Source organism: Gordonia sp. (in: high G+C Gram-positive bacteria) (assembly GCF_047600385.1).
Classification (GTDB): domain Bacteria; phylum Actinomycetota; class Actinomycetes; order Mycobacteriales; family Mycobacteriaceae; genus Gordonia.
Genome location: NZ_JASGKZ010000001.1, coordinates 2,781,150 through 2,796,652, shown reverse-complemented (window position 1 = coordinate 2,796,652; position 15,503 = coordinate 2,781,150). Strand labels below are relative to the sequence as shown.

The window sequence follows — 15,503 nt, the reverse complement described above, 5'->3', positions numbered from 1 at the left end:
GCCGTTCCCATGGACACTGTTCTCATGGACGGTGTTGTCGGCACCCTCCGGTAGCTTCTGCGGGCATGGACCCCTCGTCGTTCCACGCTCTGCGCACCGGCCCGGTCGACGGCCGGAATCACACCGTCGTCGCTCTCGGTGACCTCCGTCTGCCGTCCGGGCGGCTGGAGGCCTGCGATCCGTTCGTGTCGCTCGGTGAGGGTCTGGTGTTCCCGGTCCCGGCCGGGTCGTATCCGGCGTTCGTCACGGTGGCCGACGTCAGCGACGCCCAGGACGGCGGTCACCTGTGCGAGACCCACCTGAGCGTGGTCTTCGCCGAGGGAACACCCGCCCGGCTCGGCCTGCCCGTCCCCGAAGGCGGGACGCCGCCGCCCGCCGGTGAGCACTACGGGATCGGCGTCGACGCCGGGACCGTCGGATTCGCCGACGCCTCGGCCGTCGCCGAGTGCATGCCGCGGGGAGCCGACTGGTACGAGGAGATCTTCGACAACGGGGAGCCGGACAGCTGGTTCGCCCTGATGGACTCGGCCGAACATCTGGCGGCGGGCTGCGCGAACATCGTCCTGCCGCTGGCGAAGAACGGCGAGAACGTGGTGCTGTCGCATTCCGGTTGGGGTGACGGCTTCTACCCGGTGGTGGCGACGTACGACGCCGACGGCGCTCTCCTGGGCGTGCACATCGATCTGCTGGTCGACGACCCCGCCTACTTCGACCCCGCCGACGACGAGAAGTGACGGCGGTCCGGCCGCGGTGTTCGTCGGCCGGGCACGGATGATCAGTGTTCGGCGGTACGACGCCGGGCGGGCACGGGTTTCAGATCGAACCAGCGCTGCGCCTTCCGGCGGCTCGGCTCGGTGAGGACGGTGAACGGGACGGGTTCGCCGCCGGTGTCGGTGACCGCCGCTTCCAGGTAGTCGCGCAGGAGCCAGACCTCGGCCGGTGCGCGTCTGCCCGCCATGGCCAGGAGTTCGCGCACCGATTCGGTGTCCATCTCGAGGTCGGCGGCGACGTCGTCGACCGTCAGCCCGGTCAGTGCGAGATTCTGCTGCAGTTCGCGTCGTGTGCGGCGGATCTCTTCAGCGTTGAGCGACATCGTCGGTCGTCCCCTCTCGGTTGTTCTCCGGTCTGCGGCCGGTTCGGACCACACCCATCATCCTCGTCTCCGGCGCGGGTCGGTGTCGCCGGCTGTCGTGATCCGGCGGCTCGCGACGACGGTTCCGTGTCACCGGGGCGGGCTACACCCCGATGTCGAAGCCGAGGTTCACGTCGCATGCGGCCTGTCCACCGCGGATCCCCCAGTTCTCGGTCGGGATGTCGCGGACGGTGATCGAGACGCATTCCGGCGGAATGCCCAGTGCCGCGAACCGGTCGACGATCTCCCGGTACAGGGCCCGTTTGGCGTCGACGGTGCGGCCGGCGAAGCAGTCGACGTGCACCATCGTCAGATACTCGGGCTGTGCGAGGTTCGGCGGCGCCGCGAAGCGGTGGGGTTCATGGACGACGAGCCGGATGTGCTTGTCGTTCTCCGGGATCCGGAACGCCGCGACCAGCGAGTCGTGCACGGCGTCGATCAGGGCGATCTCGTCGTCGTGCGACCATCGGCGGCGGACTTCGATCTGTGCATGCGGCATGTGTGCCACGCTACGGCTCGGAGGCTTCGCCAGACCAGCGAGTTTCCCACTCCGGCACGGACTGCCGGCCCACTGCAGCCGCGTCATCGGACTGCCGTCAAGCCAGGGTCGACAATCGGCTCCGCATCCGAGTGGTTCCCGCTGGAAGTCGTCCCGACGTCGCGAACTCCGTGCGGTCGACTTCACTCTCGACCCGAAGCACGACGTCGCGGTCGTAAAGCACGTCGATCAGGTGAACGAAACGCTGCGCCGCTTCCCGGTCGGTCCGAACCAGGTCCGGGACGTCGCTGACCGTCCAGACGCCGTACCGAGTCGCGAGATCCAGGTAGTCGGCCGCACTCAACGGTCGGCCGCAGATCTCTGTGAAGGACACTCCGAGGTGCTCGTCTTCCACGTCCCAGGCCCAGAACCACCGAGAACCCACCCGGCATTCCGTCGGCGTCCTTCCAGAAGACGGAGGGCACACCGCCCAGCGACCCGACGCGAATCCACCGGTGTGCGGGACCCGGCTGCGATAGTCGACGCCCGCATCCAACGGAACCACTTCACAGATCCGCTCGATCAGATCGATGGTCGGCTGGAACGTGTCGTGGAAAAGCGGGTTCGGCATCAATTCGCTGGGCAAGCAGTTCGACGTGACCACCAGGCGCACTCCACGGCCTACGAGTTCCCGAATCAGCGTGTCGAGGAAGATCCCGTCAGCAGGATCGTCGACCTGCAGTTCGTCGAAGCACAGAACCCGTGCCGACCCGAGTACACCGTCGATCGCACCACCGAGACCACCGCGATCGCGGATCTGGAGGTGAAGATCACACAGGAACTCGTGCCAGTGCACGCGAACCACTGACTTCTTCGGAAGGCACTGGACATACGAGTCCAGCAGGAGCGTCTTCCCCCGCCCCGCGGGTCCGGCGAGGTAGATGTTCGACGACCCGGCGAGCGCCGCACACGCCGCGCGCTGCGGCGGATCGAGTTCGACGCCCCGGGTCTGCGCTACCCGGACCAGGTCTCCGAAATCCACTCCTCGCCGAGTCCATCTCATGACCGCGACTCTAGGCTTCCCACTATCGAACAACGCCTATCTGAGAGGAATCCCACGACCGTTCATACGACCTGCTGCTCCAATGCGGACCCTCACCGCCGGCGGCGCCCCAGCGAGGACAAGGTTCCCGATCCAGGTCGAATCACACCGTCCAGACAGACCATTCCCACCGACTCCCTCCCTAGACACGCTGGACAAGAGAATCCGCGGGCTATGGCATGAGGTGCGAGTGTAGAAGCGAGTGCCAGAAGGAGCAGAATGCTTGCAAACACGATCGTCACCGCCATCGAACAGCGGCTCGAAATCGAGTTCTTCTACGATAGAAGGTACCGCGTCGTGCGCCCTGCCACTCTCGAAACGTCGCGAACCGGCAATCCGACATTGAGCGCATTCCAGGTCGCCGGCGGAAGCAACTCCGATCTCGGCGACGGTCTTCCCTGGCCGTACTTCACATTGACCAAGATGTCGCGCGTGCTGCTGAGCAATCGCCGTTTCACCGATTTTTCGGAAGAATATCGGCGCGCCGACCCTCGTATGCGGACCATCGTCGCGCAGCTCTGAGTGCACTTTGCGCGGCAACGCGATAGCGGTGGAGCATGATCGCGAGTTCTGATCGTCGCGTCCACCAGTCGGAGCGTCGCCATCACGTCCGGTGGGAGTCCTTAGGCTGGTCGCGGCCGACCTGGCGAACGTCGATGTCCGGCAATGCCGGTGAAGGGAGGCGATATGACCTGGAGTGGAGATCCGATCTGGCTGCCCGAGGTGCTGCGCGGTGCGGGACTGACCGTGATCGAGCAGCCGGGATAGCGTCAGCGCGGTCACGGCGACTTCAAGACGTTCACCCATGTGATGTGGCATCCACCGCTGGAGGCGGAGCCAACGACTGGTACTGGGTGCAGAACGGCACTAACGGTCTCGCCGGTCCGTTGAGCCAGCCGATCCTCAAACGTGATGGCACGTATCGAGTCATCGCCGCCGGTATCGCCTGGCATGCGGGCATCGGTTCGTGGCCGGGATTGCCGACGAACAATGCGAACTGGCACAGCGTCGGGATCGAAGCGGTGAACGACGGCCGTGGTCAGCCGTGGCCGGAGGTGCAGCGCGAGGCCTACCGCGTCGGGACACGGCGGCGACTCTCCGTCGCCTCGGGCGCGGTGCCGACTGGCTGGTGAGACACAAGAAGTACGCGCGGATCCAGAGCAAAATCGATCCGTATCCGTTCAATATGGACGACGAACGACGACGGGTCGCGCTGCTCCTGGCAGGAAAGTCACCGGTCTTGCCTGAACGCAACGAGATCGACGTATACGCGAGCGGAAACGCTTGGTTGGGTGAGCGGATCACGCAGGGCGAGGTCCCCATGGGCTATGACGGTCAGGGCCTCAGAGTTCGCGACCAGGATCGTGTACTGGTCGGAGACCTCCAGAGCGCACGCGGTGCCGCGCGGGGCCACTGCTCGAAGACTACCAGCGGCGTGGCGGTACCGGCGGAATGCTCGGCTACCCGGTCCGCGATCACACCGTGCTGGAGGAGACTCCGGAGCAGGATGCCGGTTTGGTGCAGGCATTCGACGCCGATGTACTGTACGCATTCGCCGGCGCCGAACGGCCCGCGCTGGTCGGCGGCGTGATCGGCTCGCGCTGGGCTGAGGAAGGATACGAGACCGGTCCGCTCGAATACCCGCTCGCCGACTAAGAGCCGCCGGACGACGGCAGCCGGGTGCAGCGCTCCCAGCAAGGCACCCTGTCGTGGCACCCGTCGGGAGCGTTCAGGACCGTAACCACGTGACGTCTGTCGGACGGTGTCGAAAGCAACGGGGGCAAGGGTCAGCCGACCGAGGCGGCCAGGCGAAGGGATCCGACTCCACAGCCAGAGCCTTGGCATAGCGCCGACTGAGCGAACTGTGGAGGCCACCGCCGCTAGGCCGCGGCGCTCCCAGACTCCCCGATGACTACGGCCTGGACCTCGTGATGAGATCCGGAATTGGGGCATGCGATCAGAATTGCACGCGGACCGCTTTCCAGGGCGATTCCGCAGTTCAGATGGCCGGACTGGCAAGATGTCGGCAAGCAGAAGCCGCCCGTCGGAGGTCCGTCGAGAAGCGCGATGTCGGCATCGTCACTGATCGCCCGCTCAGCTTCATGCAGCTCGATCTTCCTAGGCTGATCGCCGAAGATCTCGCAAACCTGTGGGGTGAGAGCGGCCTCTCCCTCCCGTTCCATCAGTGTTTCGCCGTCGCCGGGCTCTATATCCTTCAGACGCACTGTGCCCGCACCGCGAGGAGTCGCTAACCCCGCTCAGAACGAACAGCCTCGACGGGAGTCGACCTGGTCTCCAACGCCGCCGACGCCTGCGTGGAGCGCATGGAGGCACGACCGAGAGTTTCGTGCGTGACGTTCTTGCGCTTCATGTGCTCGCCTCCGCCAAATGGTCGCCCCTCCATCTCCACTGAGGGAGCCTCAATCTAGCGATGCGTTGGTCTTGAATCAGGTCACATGCGGGCCGGTTGCCAAAGCGGGCGCCATCAGGTCACTCGACCGTGCAAGTCCAGCCTCCAGCGACGCAGCACGGTGACGTCTGGCTACCGGTGTGGCGCAGCCGATAATCGGGCCGACTCGTTATATTCGGAGTGTATCTAACGGGATCGAGTAGGGACGGAGGGGTAGGAGCAGACATGGACCTACTCAGTCGCATTGACCGACGTTTGAACGACACCCGATACCGCCTGCAACCGTCTGACTTCGAGGATTGCGCGGCCGCGCTCGTCGCCCATGACTACCCGGGCCTCGTTTCCGTCACCGGCGGAAGCGATCACGGACTTGACGCAGAGCTCGTCAAGCCGAACGGCCAGGTCCTCGGCCTCATCATCACCTCATCGCGCACCTGGGAACGCGCCAAGAAAAACCTTCGCGAGAGCCTCAAGTCCGCCCGAGACCACAATAGACGCGTCGACCAAGTCGTCATCGCGAACCTTGCCGAAGTCAACCGGCAAAAGCGCATCAAGCTGGCCGCCATCGCTGAGGAGTTCAGTTGCGAACTCCTCCAGGTCTACGATCGCCCATGGTTCGCAAATGCGTTCCGCGATGACCCCGACTGGCGCCGCAAAATTCTGCAAATCGAAGGCGGTGCGTTCAGCCTTTCCCGCTCGCCCCGCGGAGCGCGCCCGGATGAGCATCAGCTCCCCACTGTCGGCCGCGACGAACTCCTCGACCGAGCCGAGAACTCGGAGCAAGACCTCATCTTCTGGGGTGTACCGGGAGTCGGCAAGAGCCATGTCGCCGGAAGGCTGCCCGGCGCGCTGTTCCTTGAACGGAATACGGCACCCGAACGGCTACTCGACGACCTCCTTGCCGCGAATCCGCGGCTAGTTGTCGTGGACGACGCCGGTGGCCGACCCGACGACATCGAACACCTTCTACATGCTCGAGACGCAGAGAACCTCAAGTTCCGCGTCGTGGTCACCTGCTGGCCCCACGAGGTGGAGAGTGTCGCCGATCATCTTCCGAGGGCACTTAACCTTGAGGTAGATCTCCTCACCGTGGAGGAGATCGGAACTCTCCTTCGCGAGCGAGGCATCACCCGGATCTCGGTCATCGCTCATCTGCTCCAGCAAGCCCAAGGGCGCCCCGCTTGGGCACTGAACCTTGCAGACCTTCTCGTACAGCAAGGCGCCTGGCAAGCCGTGTGGACCGGCCAAGCGCTCAGGGACCAGATCCGGGCATTCCTTCGCCGGTCCAAAGCACCAGCCGAGGCGATCCAATTGCTCGCATCCATCGCCCTTGTAGGCGACGCCAACGAGAACCAGACCCGAATCATCGCGAAGCTATTCGAACTCAGCCCCACGCAGTTCGAGGAGCTCATCCGCTCGGTCGCGATCGCCGGACTCGTGGATGTTCGCCGTAACCGAATCTGGAACTCCACCGACGGGCGAAACTTCGAGAACTCCTATCGCGTAGTTCCCCGCAACATCGCAGCGAGCATCGTGGCCGATGTCTACTTCTCCGGTCACGCGACCGCCGTACGCATCAGCGATATCAAAACTGCGTTGCCTGAGCTCCTATCGGGCATACTGCAAATGCAGATTTACGCTGCACTACTCGGCGCCGAGGACCCGATGGTGCCCCCTGTTTCCGAACTCCTCTCGGTCCTGCCCAACCTCGGATTTGGCTCCGAGGGTAACGAACTCTCGCGCACCTATGCACTCATCAACCCTGGGTGCACCCGTTTCGTCTTCGAGTACCTAAAGCAGGCAGCATGTGACGCGGCCGAGAATGACGATGAAGATACCACCGTCGCCGCAACCAATGTCCTCGCCGCACGCGTCGCAGCCTCTCTTCAGGCCGAGCAATCCGAACATGTCGGTCTCTTCTTCGAGTCACTAGCCCGGCTAGCAGCACGCGGTTGGGACTACGCGGCACCCATCAAGACCGTGGTTGAAGATGTCCAGGACGCCAGGACTGGCGATCGCCCCACCTCGACCGCAATCGTGCATCTCTGCACGGCAATGGGGAGCAACCAAGCCAAAGGTCTGCCTGACAACGTCTGGTTCAAACTCGCGGGGCATGTCCTCCAGCCGACCTTCGACGGCAACTACATGAGCCCCGAGAAGGTGAACTCGTTCGTCATGCAATCCTTCACCTGGAGCGAAGAAGACATCGGCGCCATGTTCGACGCTCTCGAACCAGAGTTGATCAGGCGAGTCGCTCTAACTTCGGACGAAAATCTTTTAGGCCTTATCGAGGTCATGAGCAAGTGGACCTGTGTTGCCGGCGGCTACGCCTTGCCGTTCGGCGGTATCCCAAGTCCAGGACAGCGGACCGCGGCACGACGAGTCGCAGTCTCGATCTTCAAAGCCATCGCTCCATTGGTAACCACCTCAGGCCTACGCGCAGTCTTCAACCGAGAAGCCTCCAGCCTCGATATCAAGCTCACCGAGCCGGACGAACTCTTCGTGGCACTGACCGCCGAGCGCGACTTAACCGAAGATTGGAAAGAGAACCGCCGTACAAGGGAAGCGGAACTTGATCGGGCGCTCGCGGCCTACATCGAGCAACCACCCGACGCTATCATGACGTGGCTCGTCGACCACACCACCGACCTCGCCGTGTTGAAGCGCGGCTCAGCAGCGCAGAGCTTAATGGCCCGCCTCTCCTTACGTTCCGACCCTGACCTCTGGCTCCGTGCAGCGCTGGATCACGGACTGGGTCGCGCAGCGGGCCCCCTCGTCAGCAGCTGTGTCGACAACGGCCTCATGACTGTTACGCTTGCCACGGCGATCCTCCGCGATCCAGGTGGACGAGGTTCGCTCATCAACTCGGTCATCAGCGAGTGCAACGACGCCGAACTCGTAGCACTCGTCATAGAGGCACTCGAGGCTGACGACCTTAAAGACCTCGACTCATCCTACGCGATTAGCCATGCACCTGAGCCCACTCGCCTTGCCCTGTTCACCCACCGCGACCCCAGGGTTCGAAGCCGTGCGGCAGCGCTGTGGGCTGCGGAGATATCGTATTCCTCCGAAAAGATGCCAGACGACCCCGCCTGGGCTCCGGCCATGCGCGACCTTGTCGTCCGATCTGACGCCATGCGCGACCACATGCAGTCCCAGGCGCTTGACGTCCTCGCGAAGACGAATCCGGAGGTGTACATCGATCTACTTGTCAAGCACGTCGAAGCGCTTGTGGGTCACGTTGACTTCGGGCAGTGGGAGAAGAGCACCCGTGAACTGGACAGCGCGCATCGCTTCTCGCTCTGGGACCGGGTGCGGGAGAGCCCGATGGCCAACAACCTGTTCTGGGTCATCTCATCCGCCGACATCGAGTGGATAGCCGCCGCCGTGTCCGACCCAGCCTTCCCGATCTCGCTCAGCGATCTGCTGCACGCGACGCGGTTCCAGTTCGGCAAGCGGTACCCGCTGAAGGTCCTCGCTGTCATGCTCCGACCGCTGCGGTGGCAACCGGACGACCTTCTCTGGACCCTCGAGGTCGGAACGTACTGGGGCGAAAAGCACGAACGACTCGAACAGCACCTCCAGGTGTGCCGCGAGCTGGCTGAGTCCCTCGAGCCCGACCTCTCAGGCCTCGGGAAACGAGGGATTGAGATCTTCGAGCCACGTTTGGCTGAGGCGAGAGCTAGTGCGCGCCGGGCTGCGGTTCGCGGAAAACCCAGTTAATCAACCAACGTCGTTCAGGGTCACAACTGAACTCGAGCCAAGGAGAAGCAACGGGTTCGAACCGGAGACAGGACGGCACCGATCCTGAGAATCCGCGTGATTCTATGGTTCTCATGAAACCTGACTTGGCTCAAATTAGTGTCCACCCCGGATTGCGGCCAGGGCTTTTGCTAGATCAGGGGTGAGGGGGTCGGCGGCGGTGAGGGTTTTGCCGGCGATGTCGATGTAGACGGTGCGGTAGCGGCGGGCGGTGGTGACGAATTTCTTGATCGACCAGTCGGTGCGGGCCTCGATGATGCGGGTGACTGCGAGGGCGGCCATCACTATGGCCAGGTGAGCGCGGATGGAGTCCTTGGTGTGGTGGTAGATCAGGCAGGCGGCCAGATCGGATTTGGGCATGCGGAAGCTCTTCTCGATCCGCCATAGCTGGTGGTAGGCGCCGATCACGAAGTCCGGGGCCGGGTCGGTGGTGTTGGTGGTGTAGGCCTTCGGCCCGGCCAGTGCCCGTGCTTTCTCGGCCAGCTCGCGGTTGACCGGCTTGCCGGCGCCGGTGAGCGTGACGAACCGGTTCGGTTTGACCGGGATCTTGCCCTGCACGGCCTTCTCCGCTTTGGCTACTTGCTCGTTGATACCGCGCAGGCTGCGCTGAGCTCGGTCGGTGCTGTACCGGTAGTAGGTGACCCGATCAGTGGAGTAGCTGGTCTTCGGGTTCGCCGGAAACCGCTGCGTCAGGGTCAGCCCGTCGGGAAGTTCCCGGCCTGGATGGTTCTGGCGCCATTGGTCGATCTGGTACGGCCCCGTGGGGAGTTTGTCACCGCGGATGAACGTGAGGCCGGCGTTCTCGATCGCGGTCATGCTGGCCGCTGAGATCATGCCCGTATCAGTGACGACGGTGACGTCGGTGAGCTGGTGGGCGGTCATGAACGAGGTGAGGGTGGGGATCATGGTGAGGGTTTTGTCTTTGTTGCCCTCGGATGCTTCGATCATCAGCGGAAAACCCGCTGGCGTCGGTGAGCATGCCGACGGTGATCTGCGGTTCCAGGCGGTGTTCTTTGGAGAAGCCGGGTTCACCGAAACCGTCGGATTTATCGGTCTCGAAAGACAGTGTCGTGACGTCATAGAGCACCCAAGTCGCCGGCCCGAGCCCGGCATGGGCTACACAGGCGGCGGCGAGCTGCTGCCGCCAGGATGTGCCGGCATAGACCGGTAGCCGGCATTTGACCGTCGCGTACGAAGGCACCGGCACGCCGACCTCGTCCAGGACGCGCCGGGAGTCCAGTTTGCTGGTCGGTTCGATGATCCTCGCCAGCACCAGGTCCCGGAACACGGTGTCCCCACCAGTAGCGTCGTCGAAGCTGAGTTCGCGGTACACCCCGTCCAGGGCGTCCCACAGGACTGACATGCCGCTGCTGCGGATCGGCGGTATCTCTCCGGTTTCGGCGGCCGAGAGCCCGAGATCGAGTTTCCCCTGACCTTCCGATAACCGTTGTGCGGCAACATTTTTCAGCGCGGTAAGTTCGGCATCGTTGTGTGCGGACCCGATGTGGTCGATCGTGCGAGCGCCCTTGCGGTTGGAGTACACGATCTGCACCGCGGTCGCCCCTGAGGCCGTCTTCACCGTCCGCACGAACGCCATCCCACCAGCCTGGAACCCTCGATTAGTGTCCACCCCGACACCCCAACCCGCAGGTCACAGGACCGCCGAACTCAGAATCCGGGAAAATGAGCCAAGTCAGGTTCCAGTGACTGCGGCACCCCGACGTCGCAGCGCTCGTCCGATCACCTGTGGGTGGACCAGGACTAGGCACTCGTCGTCACGAGGATGGGGAACAGGATGGGGAACCTGGACCCGGTCGAGGTCGCCGAGATCGAACACGCCTGTGACGGCGACTGACCCTGGAGCACGCCGTAGGTGGGAGTCGAATGCTGAGCGACATCGATCGGCGTCTCCTCGATATCGCCGGCCGCTTCTACCGCGTCCCAAGCACACTGGGACGCGGTACGCGAGGAATTCGGCCTGACCTACACCATGTACTTGCAACTCTTCAACCAGTGCTGGACTAACATCCTGCCCTCGCGTACACGCCGACCACCGTGAAGCGGCTCCGCCAGATCCGCGACCACCACTCCCCCTCGGTTCGTGGGGGAAGATCAAACGCACCGAGCTCGGTCCGAGCAAGTGGCGTGCGCGAAGTACCGCGACTACGACGGACGAACCCGGGTGGTGGAGCGGTTCGCGAAGACCGGAGCGGCCGTCGAGCGCGCGCTCGTCAACGCGCTCACGGACCGGTCGACCCTGGTTGCTGCGGCTGCGGATATCAACGGCACGACACCAGCGACCCTCATCCTGGCGCAGCGCCAGGATGAGGGTCGGCTGGCGCCACAGACACTCGCCAAGTATCGCAAGTCGATCGACTATCGCATCGTTCCCGCGCTCGGCGGTGTCCACGTGTGCGAGGCCACCGTCGGGAGTCTCGACGCCTTCCTCCGGGCACTGGAATCGTCGCATGTACGTGCGCAGTGCCAGACCCGTGCTCGGCGGGATGATGAAACTCGCCTGGCAACACCAGCGGGCCGAAAGGCGCTGCGGATCTCCCGGACCTGTTCGACGTGATGGCCGGGACCGGTGCGCGGATCGGCGAGGTGTTGGCGCTGCGGTGGCAGGACGTGCAGTGGTCTACGGGTCGGGGGAAGAAGAAGCAGCCGGCGACGGTGACGATCGCGGGCACGGTCATCGACGACGGGACGCGGCAAGACTTCCCGAAGTCGCACACCTCGAAACGGACGATGGTGCTCCCGGACTTCGCCGAGGCCGCACTGCGCCGCCAATCCGAGCGTGATCTGCCCTCCGCTGAGGACCTGGTGTTCCCGTCACGGACGGGTGGACCGCGCACGTCATCGAACACCCGCCGTCAGTTGCGAGCCGCACGTGAGTTCGTCAAGCACGAGAAACCTGCCGACGGGAAGAAACCTGCTGACGGGAAGAAGCTGGATCCGAAGGAGTTCGATTGGGTGACCCCACACGTGCTCCGCAAGACCGCGGCGACGTTGATCGAGGGCGCGATGGACATGGAATCCGCAGCCCGGCAACTCGGGCACGCGTCGCCGGAGGTCACTCGGGCGCACTACGTCGCGAAGCCCGAGGTGGGCCCGGACGTGCGGAAGGCACTTGACGTGTTGGCCTCAGTTTCCGCCGTTTCGGGGTGATGAGACAGATAACCGCCCCCGCCGGGTGTCCGGCGAGGGCGGTTGACCTGCTGTTTCTGTCGGGCTGACAGGATTTGAACCTGCGACCACCTGACCCCCAGTCAGGTGCGCTACCAAACTGCGCCACAGCCCGTTTCCCTTGCGGGAGGCGCTCCGTAACCGGAGCGAGGATTACATTAGCGCACCCTCGCCCCGGATCACGAATCGCCTGTTCAGGACCTATTTCTTGCGGTCCCGCTTGTCGCGCACACGGACGTTGACCCGCACCGGCGAGCCCTCGAAGCCGAACTCCTCGCGGAGCCTGCGCTCCAGGAACCGCCGGTAGCCAGCCTCCAGGAACCCGGTCGTGAAGAGCACGAAGGTCGGCGGGCGGGTCGCGGCCTGGGTCGCGAACATCACCCGCGGCTGGCGGCCGCCGCGCACCGGCGGCGGCGTCGCGGCGATCACCTCCTTGAGCCAGTTGTTGAGGCGGCCGGTCGGGACGCGCTTGTCCCACGACTCCAGCGCCTGCTCCATCGCGGGCACCAGCTTCTGGACGGCACGACCGGTCTGCGCGGAGATGTTCACCCGACGCGCCCACGGCACGCGCGCGAGTTCCCGGTCGATCTCCTTGTCCAGCTGGAAGCGACGCTCCTCGTCCACCAGGTCCCACTTGTTGAACACGACGACCAGTGCACGACCGCTCTCGACGATCATCGACAGCACTCGCAGGTCCTGCTCGGTGATCGGCTCACCGGCGTCGATCAGCAGCAGCGCCAGCTCCGCCGAGTCGAGGGCCGCCCGCGTCCGCAGGGAGGCGTAGTACTCATGTCCGGTGGCGGTGCGCACCTTGCGCCGCAGACCGGCGGTGTCGACGAACTGCCACGGCCGACCGTCGAGCTCGATGATCTCGTCGACCGGATCCACCGTGGTGCCGGCGACGTTGTCGACCACCGAACGCTCCTCCCCGGCGAGCCGGTTGAGCAGCGAGCTCTTCCCCACGTTCGGCTTGCCGACCAGTGCCACGCGCCGCGGACCGCCCTCTCGGTGCACCTCGCGCGGGGTCTCCGGCAGCGCCTCCAGGATCACGTCGAGCAGGTCGGCGGTGCCGCGCCCGTGCGATGCCGAGATCATGTGCGGCTCCCCCAGCCCCAACGACCACAGCACTGCCGCATCGGCCTCGGCGCGCTCGCTGTCGACCTTGTTGGCCGCCAGGATCACCGGCGTCTTGGAGCGCCGCAGCACCCGCGCGACGGCCTCGTCGGTCCCGGTGGCCCCGACGGTGGCATCGACGACGACGACGATCAGGTCCGCCGTCCGCATGGCGTACTCGGCCTGGGTCGCGACGGCCTGCTGCAGGCCCTTCGCGTCGGGCTCCCATCCGCCGGTGTCGGTGACCATGAATCGTCGTCCGATCCAGTTGGCCGGGTAGGAGACGCGGTCACGGGTGACACCGGGGATGTCCTCCACGACGGCCTCGCGGCGACCGATGATCCGGTTCACCAGGGTCGACTTGCCGACGTTGGGACGGCCCACGATCGCCACCACGGGCAGTTTCTCGGCGGTCGCCTCGTCGGCGGCGTCGGCGAAGTCGGAGAGGTCCCAGTCGGACTCGTCCGACCAGGTGCCGTCACCGGACGCCGCGGCGTCGGCGAATCCGGCGTCGTCGAACATCTCGTCAGACATCTCGCACTCCGATCCGCTCGCCGGCCAACTCGGTCAGCCGGTCGAGCACTTGCTCCAGGGTCAGGTCGCTGGTGTCCACGAGCACCGCGTCGTCGGCGGCGCGCAGCGGGCTCACCGCGCGCGTGGAATCCAGGTGGTCGCGCCGGTTGACGCTGTCGAGGACCTCGGCGAGGTCGCTCGGGCGCCCGGCGGCGAGGTTCTGCCGGTGCCGACGCTCGGCGCGCGCCTCCGGCGTCGCCGTGAGGAACACCTTCAGCGCCGCGTTCGGGAAGACGACGGTGCCGATGTCGCGGCCCTCCACCACCAGGAACGCGTCCACCGCGTGACCGCGCTGCACGGCCACCAGCTTCTCGCGCACGGACGGGTTGGCCGACACCGCGGAGACGCTGCCGGTCACCTCGTCGGTGCGGATCTCGGCGGAGACGTCCTCGCCGTCGAGACGCACCACGGACGCGCCGTCGTCGCCGACGCCGACCCGGATGTCGAGCGGGGCGACCACGGCGGCCACCGCGGCGTCGTCGTCGGGCGCGATGCCCGCGCGCAGCACCGCGAGGGTGGCCGCGCGGTACATCGCGCCGGTGTCGAGGTACTGCGCGCCGACCCGTTCGGCGAGCCGACCGGAGACCGTCGACTTGCCGGTCCCCGCGGGACCGTCGATCGCGACGACCTTCAGCACCGATTCGGCGGCCGGATCCTGTCGAGAGCCGTTCACATCGCCACCGCCTTGTACAGCGCGCCGATCTCCTTGCTGTCGAGCACCCGCAGGCTGCCCGGACGCTGTTTGCCCAGCGTGATCGGCCCGATGTCGGTGCGCACCAGCTGCTGCACCGGGAAACCGACCTCGGCGAGCAGGCGGCGCACGATGCGCTTGCGGCCCTCGTGCAGCACCAGGCGCACCAGGGTCCGACCCTCGTGGAGTTCGAGCACCGAGAACTCGTCGACCGAGGCCGGGCCGTCGTCGAGCTCGAATGCCCTCGCGCAGCCGTCGTCCGAGGCCGCGCGGCACCTGGCCCTTGACGGTCGCCAGATAGGTCTTGGGCACCTCGAACGACGGATGCATCAGCCGGTGGGCCAGCTCGCCGTCGTTCGTGAGCAGGATCAGACCTTCGGTGTCGGCGTCGAGGCGTCCGACGTGGAAGAGCCGCTGCCCGGCCATCACGCGTTCGGCGACCAGGTCGCCGATGCAGGGGCGGCCCTCGTCGTCACTCATGGTCGACTGCCAGCCCTTGGGCTTGTTCAGCGCGAGGTACTGCTTGGTCTCGTCGATGATCACGCGAGCGCCGTCGACCTTGATGATCGCCGTGTTCGGGTCGATCCGCAGGCCCTGTTCGACGACGATCTCACCGTTCACCTCGACGCGTCCGGCGGCGATCAGTTCCTCGGCGCCGCGCCGCGAGGCGACACCGGCGGCCGCAAGCACCTTCTGCAGGCGCATGCCGTCCTCGACGTAGGTGACGCCGTCGCCGTTCACCTCGGGCACCTGGTGCCGGGCCGGTTTGGCGTTGTTGAGACGACGCCGACCCGAGTCGACGTCGGGGCGCGAGCCCTTACGGTGCGGTTTACGCGCGAAAGGCTGCTGGGCGGGTCCGCCCTTGCGGCCCTTGGCCGCGCCCTTCTTGCCCTTCGCGGGGCCTCCCCTGGCGGCGCCGCCCTTGGCCGCACCGCCCTTGGCGTTCTTGGGGGCGCCGCTCCTCTTGGCGCCGCCCGCGCCCTTGTTCCTGTCCGGTCTGCCGTCTCGGCTAGCGGGTGTCATGTTGATCCTTGTGTAGTTGGTTCGACGACGTGG

Annotated in this window: 13 protein-coding genes, 1 tRNA gene and 2 pseudogenes; 7 read left to right on the top strand and 9 right to left on the bottom strand. The window is 65.4% G+C overall.

Going from position 1 to position 15,503, the window contains the following annotated elements:
• Positions 1 to 65 precede the first annotated feature (65 nt).
• Positions 66 to 734 carry a DUF4241 domain-containing protein gene (locus QM809_RS12605; protein WP_415046110.1) on the top strand — a complete coding sequence of 223 codons (669 nt, stop codon included), beginning with the start codon at positions 66 to 68 and terminating at the stop codon, positions 732 to 734.
• Positions 735 to 775: 41 nt separating this feature from the next.
• Here the strand turns inward: QM809_RS12605 and QM809_RS12600 are convergent, their stop codons facing one another.
• The 3 genes from QM809_RS12600 to zapE all read right to left on the bottom strand — a co-directional run bounded on the left by QM809_RS12600 (position 776) and on the right by zapE (position 2,652).
• Entirely contained in the window at positions 776 to 1,093 is a 318-nt protein-coding gene (locus QM809_RS12600; protein ID WP_415046109.1) for a DUF2316 family protein, read from the bottom strand.
• A gap of 142 nt (positions 1,094 to 1,235) precedes the next feature.
• The gene (locus QM809_RS12595) at positions 1,236 to 1,631 is read right to left on the bottom strand and encodes a tautomerase family protein (protein ID WP_415046108.1); all 396 of its coding nucleotides are present in this window, start codon (positions 1,629 to 1,631) and stop codon (positions 1,236 to 1,238) included.
• Between the two features lie 97 nt (positions 1,632 to 1,728).
• A complete protein-coding gene (gene zapE, locus QM809_RS12590) occupies positions 1,729 to 2,652 on the bottom strand; it encodes a cell division protein ZapE (protein WP_415046107.1) in 924 nt (307 codons plus the stop codon).
• A 279-nt stretch (positions 2,653 to 2,931) separates the two neighbouring features.
• On the opposite strand from zapE, the gene QM809_RS12585 reads away from it, so the two are divergent.
• From QM809_RS12585 to QM809_RS12575, 3 genes are all read left to right on the top strand, one after another.
• Complete coding sequence (locus tag QM809_RS12585) at positions 2,932 to 3,234, top strand: hypothetical protein (protein ID WP_415046106.1); 303 nt, start codon at positions 2,932 to 2,934, stop codon at positions 3,232 to 3,234.
• A gap of 290 nt (positions 3,235 to 3,524) precedes the next feature.
• Positions 3,525 to 3,845 (top strand): N-acetylmuramoyl-L-alanine amidase, encoded by a 321-nt coding sequence (locus tag QM809_RS12580; RefSeq protein WP_415046105.1) that lies wholly within the window; start codon positions 3,525 to 3,527, stop codon positions 3,843 to 3,845.
• A gap of 319 nt (positions 3,846 to 4,164) precedes the next feature.
• Positions 4,165 to 4,368 carry a hypothetical protein gene (locus QM809_RS12575; RefSeq protein ID WP_415046104.1) on the top strand — a complete coding sequence of 68 codons (204 nt, stop codon included), beginning with the start codon at positions 4,165 to 4,167 and terminating at the stop codon, positions 4,366 to 4,368.
• A gap of 224 nt (positions 4,369 to 4,592) precedes the next feature.
• Here QM809_RS12575 and QM809_RS12570 read toward each other — a convergent pair whose 3' ends face one another.
• Positions 4,593 to 4,937 (bottom strand): hypothetical protein, encoded by a 345-nt coding sequence (locus tag QM809_RS12570; RefSeq protein WP_415046103.1) that lies wholly within the window; start codon positions 4,935 to 4,937, stop codon positions 4,593 to 4,595.
• 410 nt (positions 4,938 to 5,347) lie between these two features.
• Between QM809_RS12570 and QM809_RS12565 the strand changes: the two genes are divergently transcribed.
• Positions 5,348 to 8,845: a hypothetical protein gene (locus QM809_RS12565; protein WP_415046102.1), complete on the top strand. Its 3,498-nt coding sequence runs from the start codon at positions 5,348 to 5,350 to the stop codon at positions 8,843 to 8,845.
• 135 nt (positions 8,846 to 8,980) lie between these two features.
• Here QM809_RS12565 and QM809_RS12560 read toward each other — a convergent pair.
• Positions 8,981 to 10,436, bottom strand: a pseudogene (locus QM809_RS12560) (IS1634 family transposase).
• A 588-nt stretch (positions 10,437 to 11,024) separates the two neighbouring features.
• On the opposite strand from QM809_RS12560, the gene QM809_RS12555 reads away from it, so the two are divergent.
• Both QM809_RS12555 and QM809_RS12550 read left to right on the top strand, forming a co-directional pair.
• Entirely contained in the window at positions 11,025 to 11,459 is a 435-nt protein-coding gene (locus tag QM809_RS12555; RefSeq protein ID WP_415046101.1) for a hypothetical protein, read from the top strand.
• On the top strand, positions 11,459 to 12,052 hold the full coding sequence (locus tag QM809_RS12550) for a tyrosine-type recombinase/integrase (RefSeq protein WP_415047081.1): 594 nt from the start codon (positions 11,459 to 11,461) through the stop codon (positions 12,050 to 12,052). The genes QM809_RS12555 and QM809_RS12550 overlap by 1 nt, the downstream gene beginning before the upstream one ends.
• Positions 12,053 to 12,111: 59 nt before the next feature.
• Here QM809_RS12550 and QM809_RS12545 read toward each other — a convergent pair.
• From QM809_RS12545 to QM809_RS12530, 4 genes and pseudogenes are all read right to left on the bottom strand, one after another.
• Positions 12,112 to 12,185, bottom strand: a tRNA-Pro gene (locus QM809_RS12545).
• 86 nt (positions 12,186 to 12,271) lie between these two features.
• Entirely contained in the window at positions 12,272 to 13,717 is a 1,446-nt protein-coding gene (gene der, locus QM809_RS12540; RefSeq protein ID WP_415046100.1) for a ribosome biogenesis GTPase Der, read from the bottom strand.
• Positions 13,710 to 14,390 (bottom strand): (d)CMP kinase, encoded by a 681-nt coding sequence (gene cmk, locus QM809_RS12535; RefSeq protein WP_415047080.1) that lies wholly within the window; start codon positions 14,388 to 14,390, stop codon positions 13,710 to 13,712. The genes der and cmk overlap by 8 nt, the downstream gene beginning before the upstream one ends.
• A gap of 35 nt (positions 14,391 to 14,425) precedes the next feature.
• Positions 14,426 to 15,470, bottom strand: a pseudogene (locus tag QM809_RS12530) (pseudouridine synthase).
• Between the last annotated feature and the right edge of the window lie 33 nt (positions 15,471 to 15,503).

Excerpts from the sequence above, each read along its gene's own strand:
- QM809_RS12605 (WP_415046110.1), top strand. The coding sequence starts at position 66 with ATGGACCCCTCGTCGTTCCACGCTCTGCGCACCGGCCCGGTCGACGGC.
- QM809_RS12600 (WP_415046109.1), bottom strand. The coding sequence starts at position 1,093 with ATGTCGCTCAACGCTGAAGAGATCCGCCGCACACGACGCGAACTGCAG.
- QM809_RS12595 (WP_415046108.1), bottom strand. The coding sequence starts at position 1,631 with ATGCCGCATGCACAGATCGAAGTCCGCCGCCGATGGTCGCACGACGAC.
- QM809_RS12585 (WP_415046106.1), top strand. The coding sequence starts at position 2,932 with ATGCTTGCAAACACGATCGTCACCGCCATCGAACAGCGGCTCGAAATC.
- QM809_RS12575 (WP_415046104.1), top strand. The coding sequence starts at position 4,165 with ATGCTCGGCTACCCGGTCCGCGATCACACCGTGCTGGAGGAGACTCCG.
- QM809_RS12565 (WP_415046102.1), top strand. The coding sequence starts at position 5,348 with ATGGACCTACTCAGTCGCATTGACCGACGTTTGAACGACACCCGATAC.
- QM809_RS12550 (WP_415047081.1), top strand. The coding sequence starts at position 11,459 with ATGGCCGGGACCGGTGCGCGGATCGGCGAGGTGTTGGCGCTGCGGTGG.
- der (WP_415046100.1), bottom strand. The coding sequence starts at position 13,717 with ATGTCTGACGAGATGTTCGACGACGCCGGATTCGCCGACGCCGCGGCG.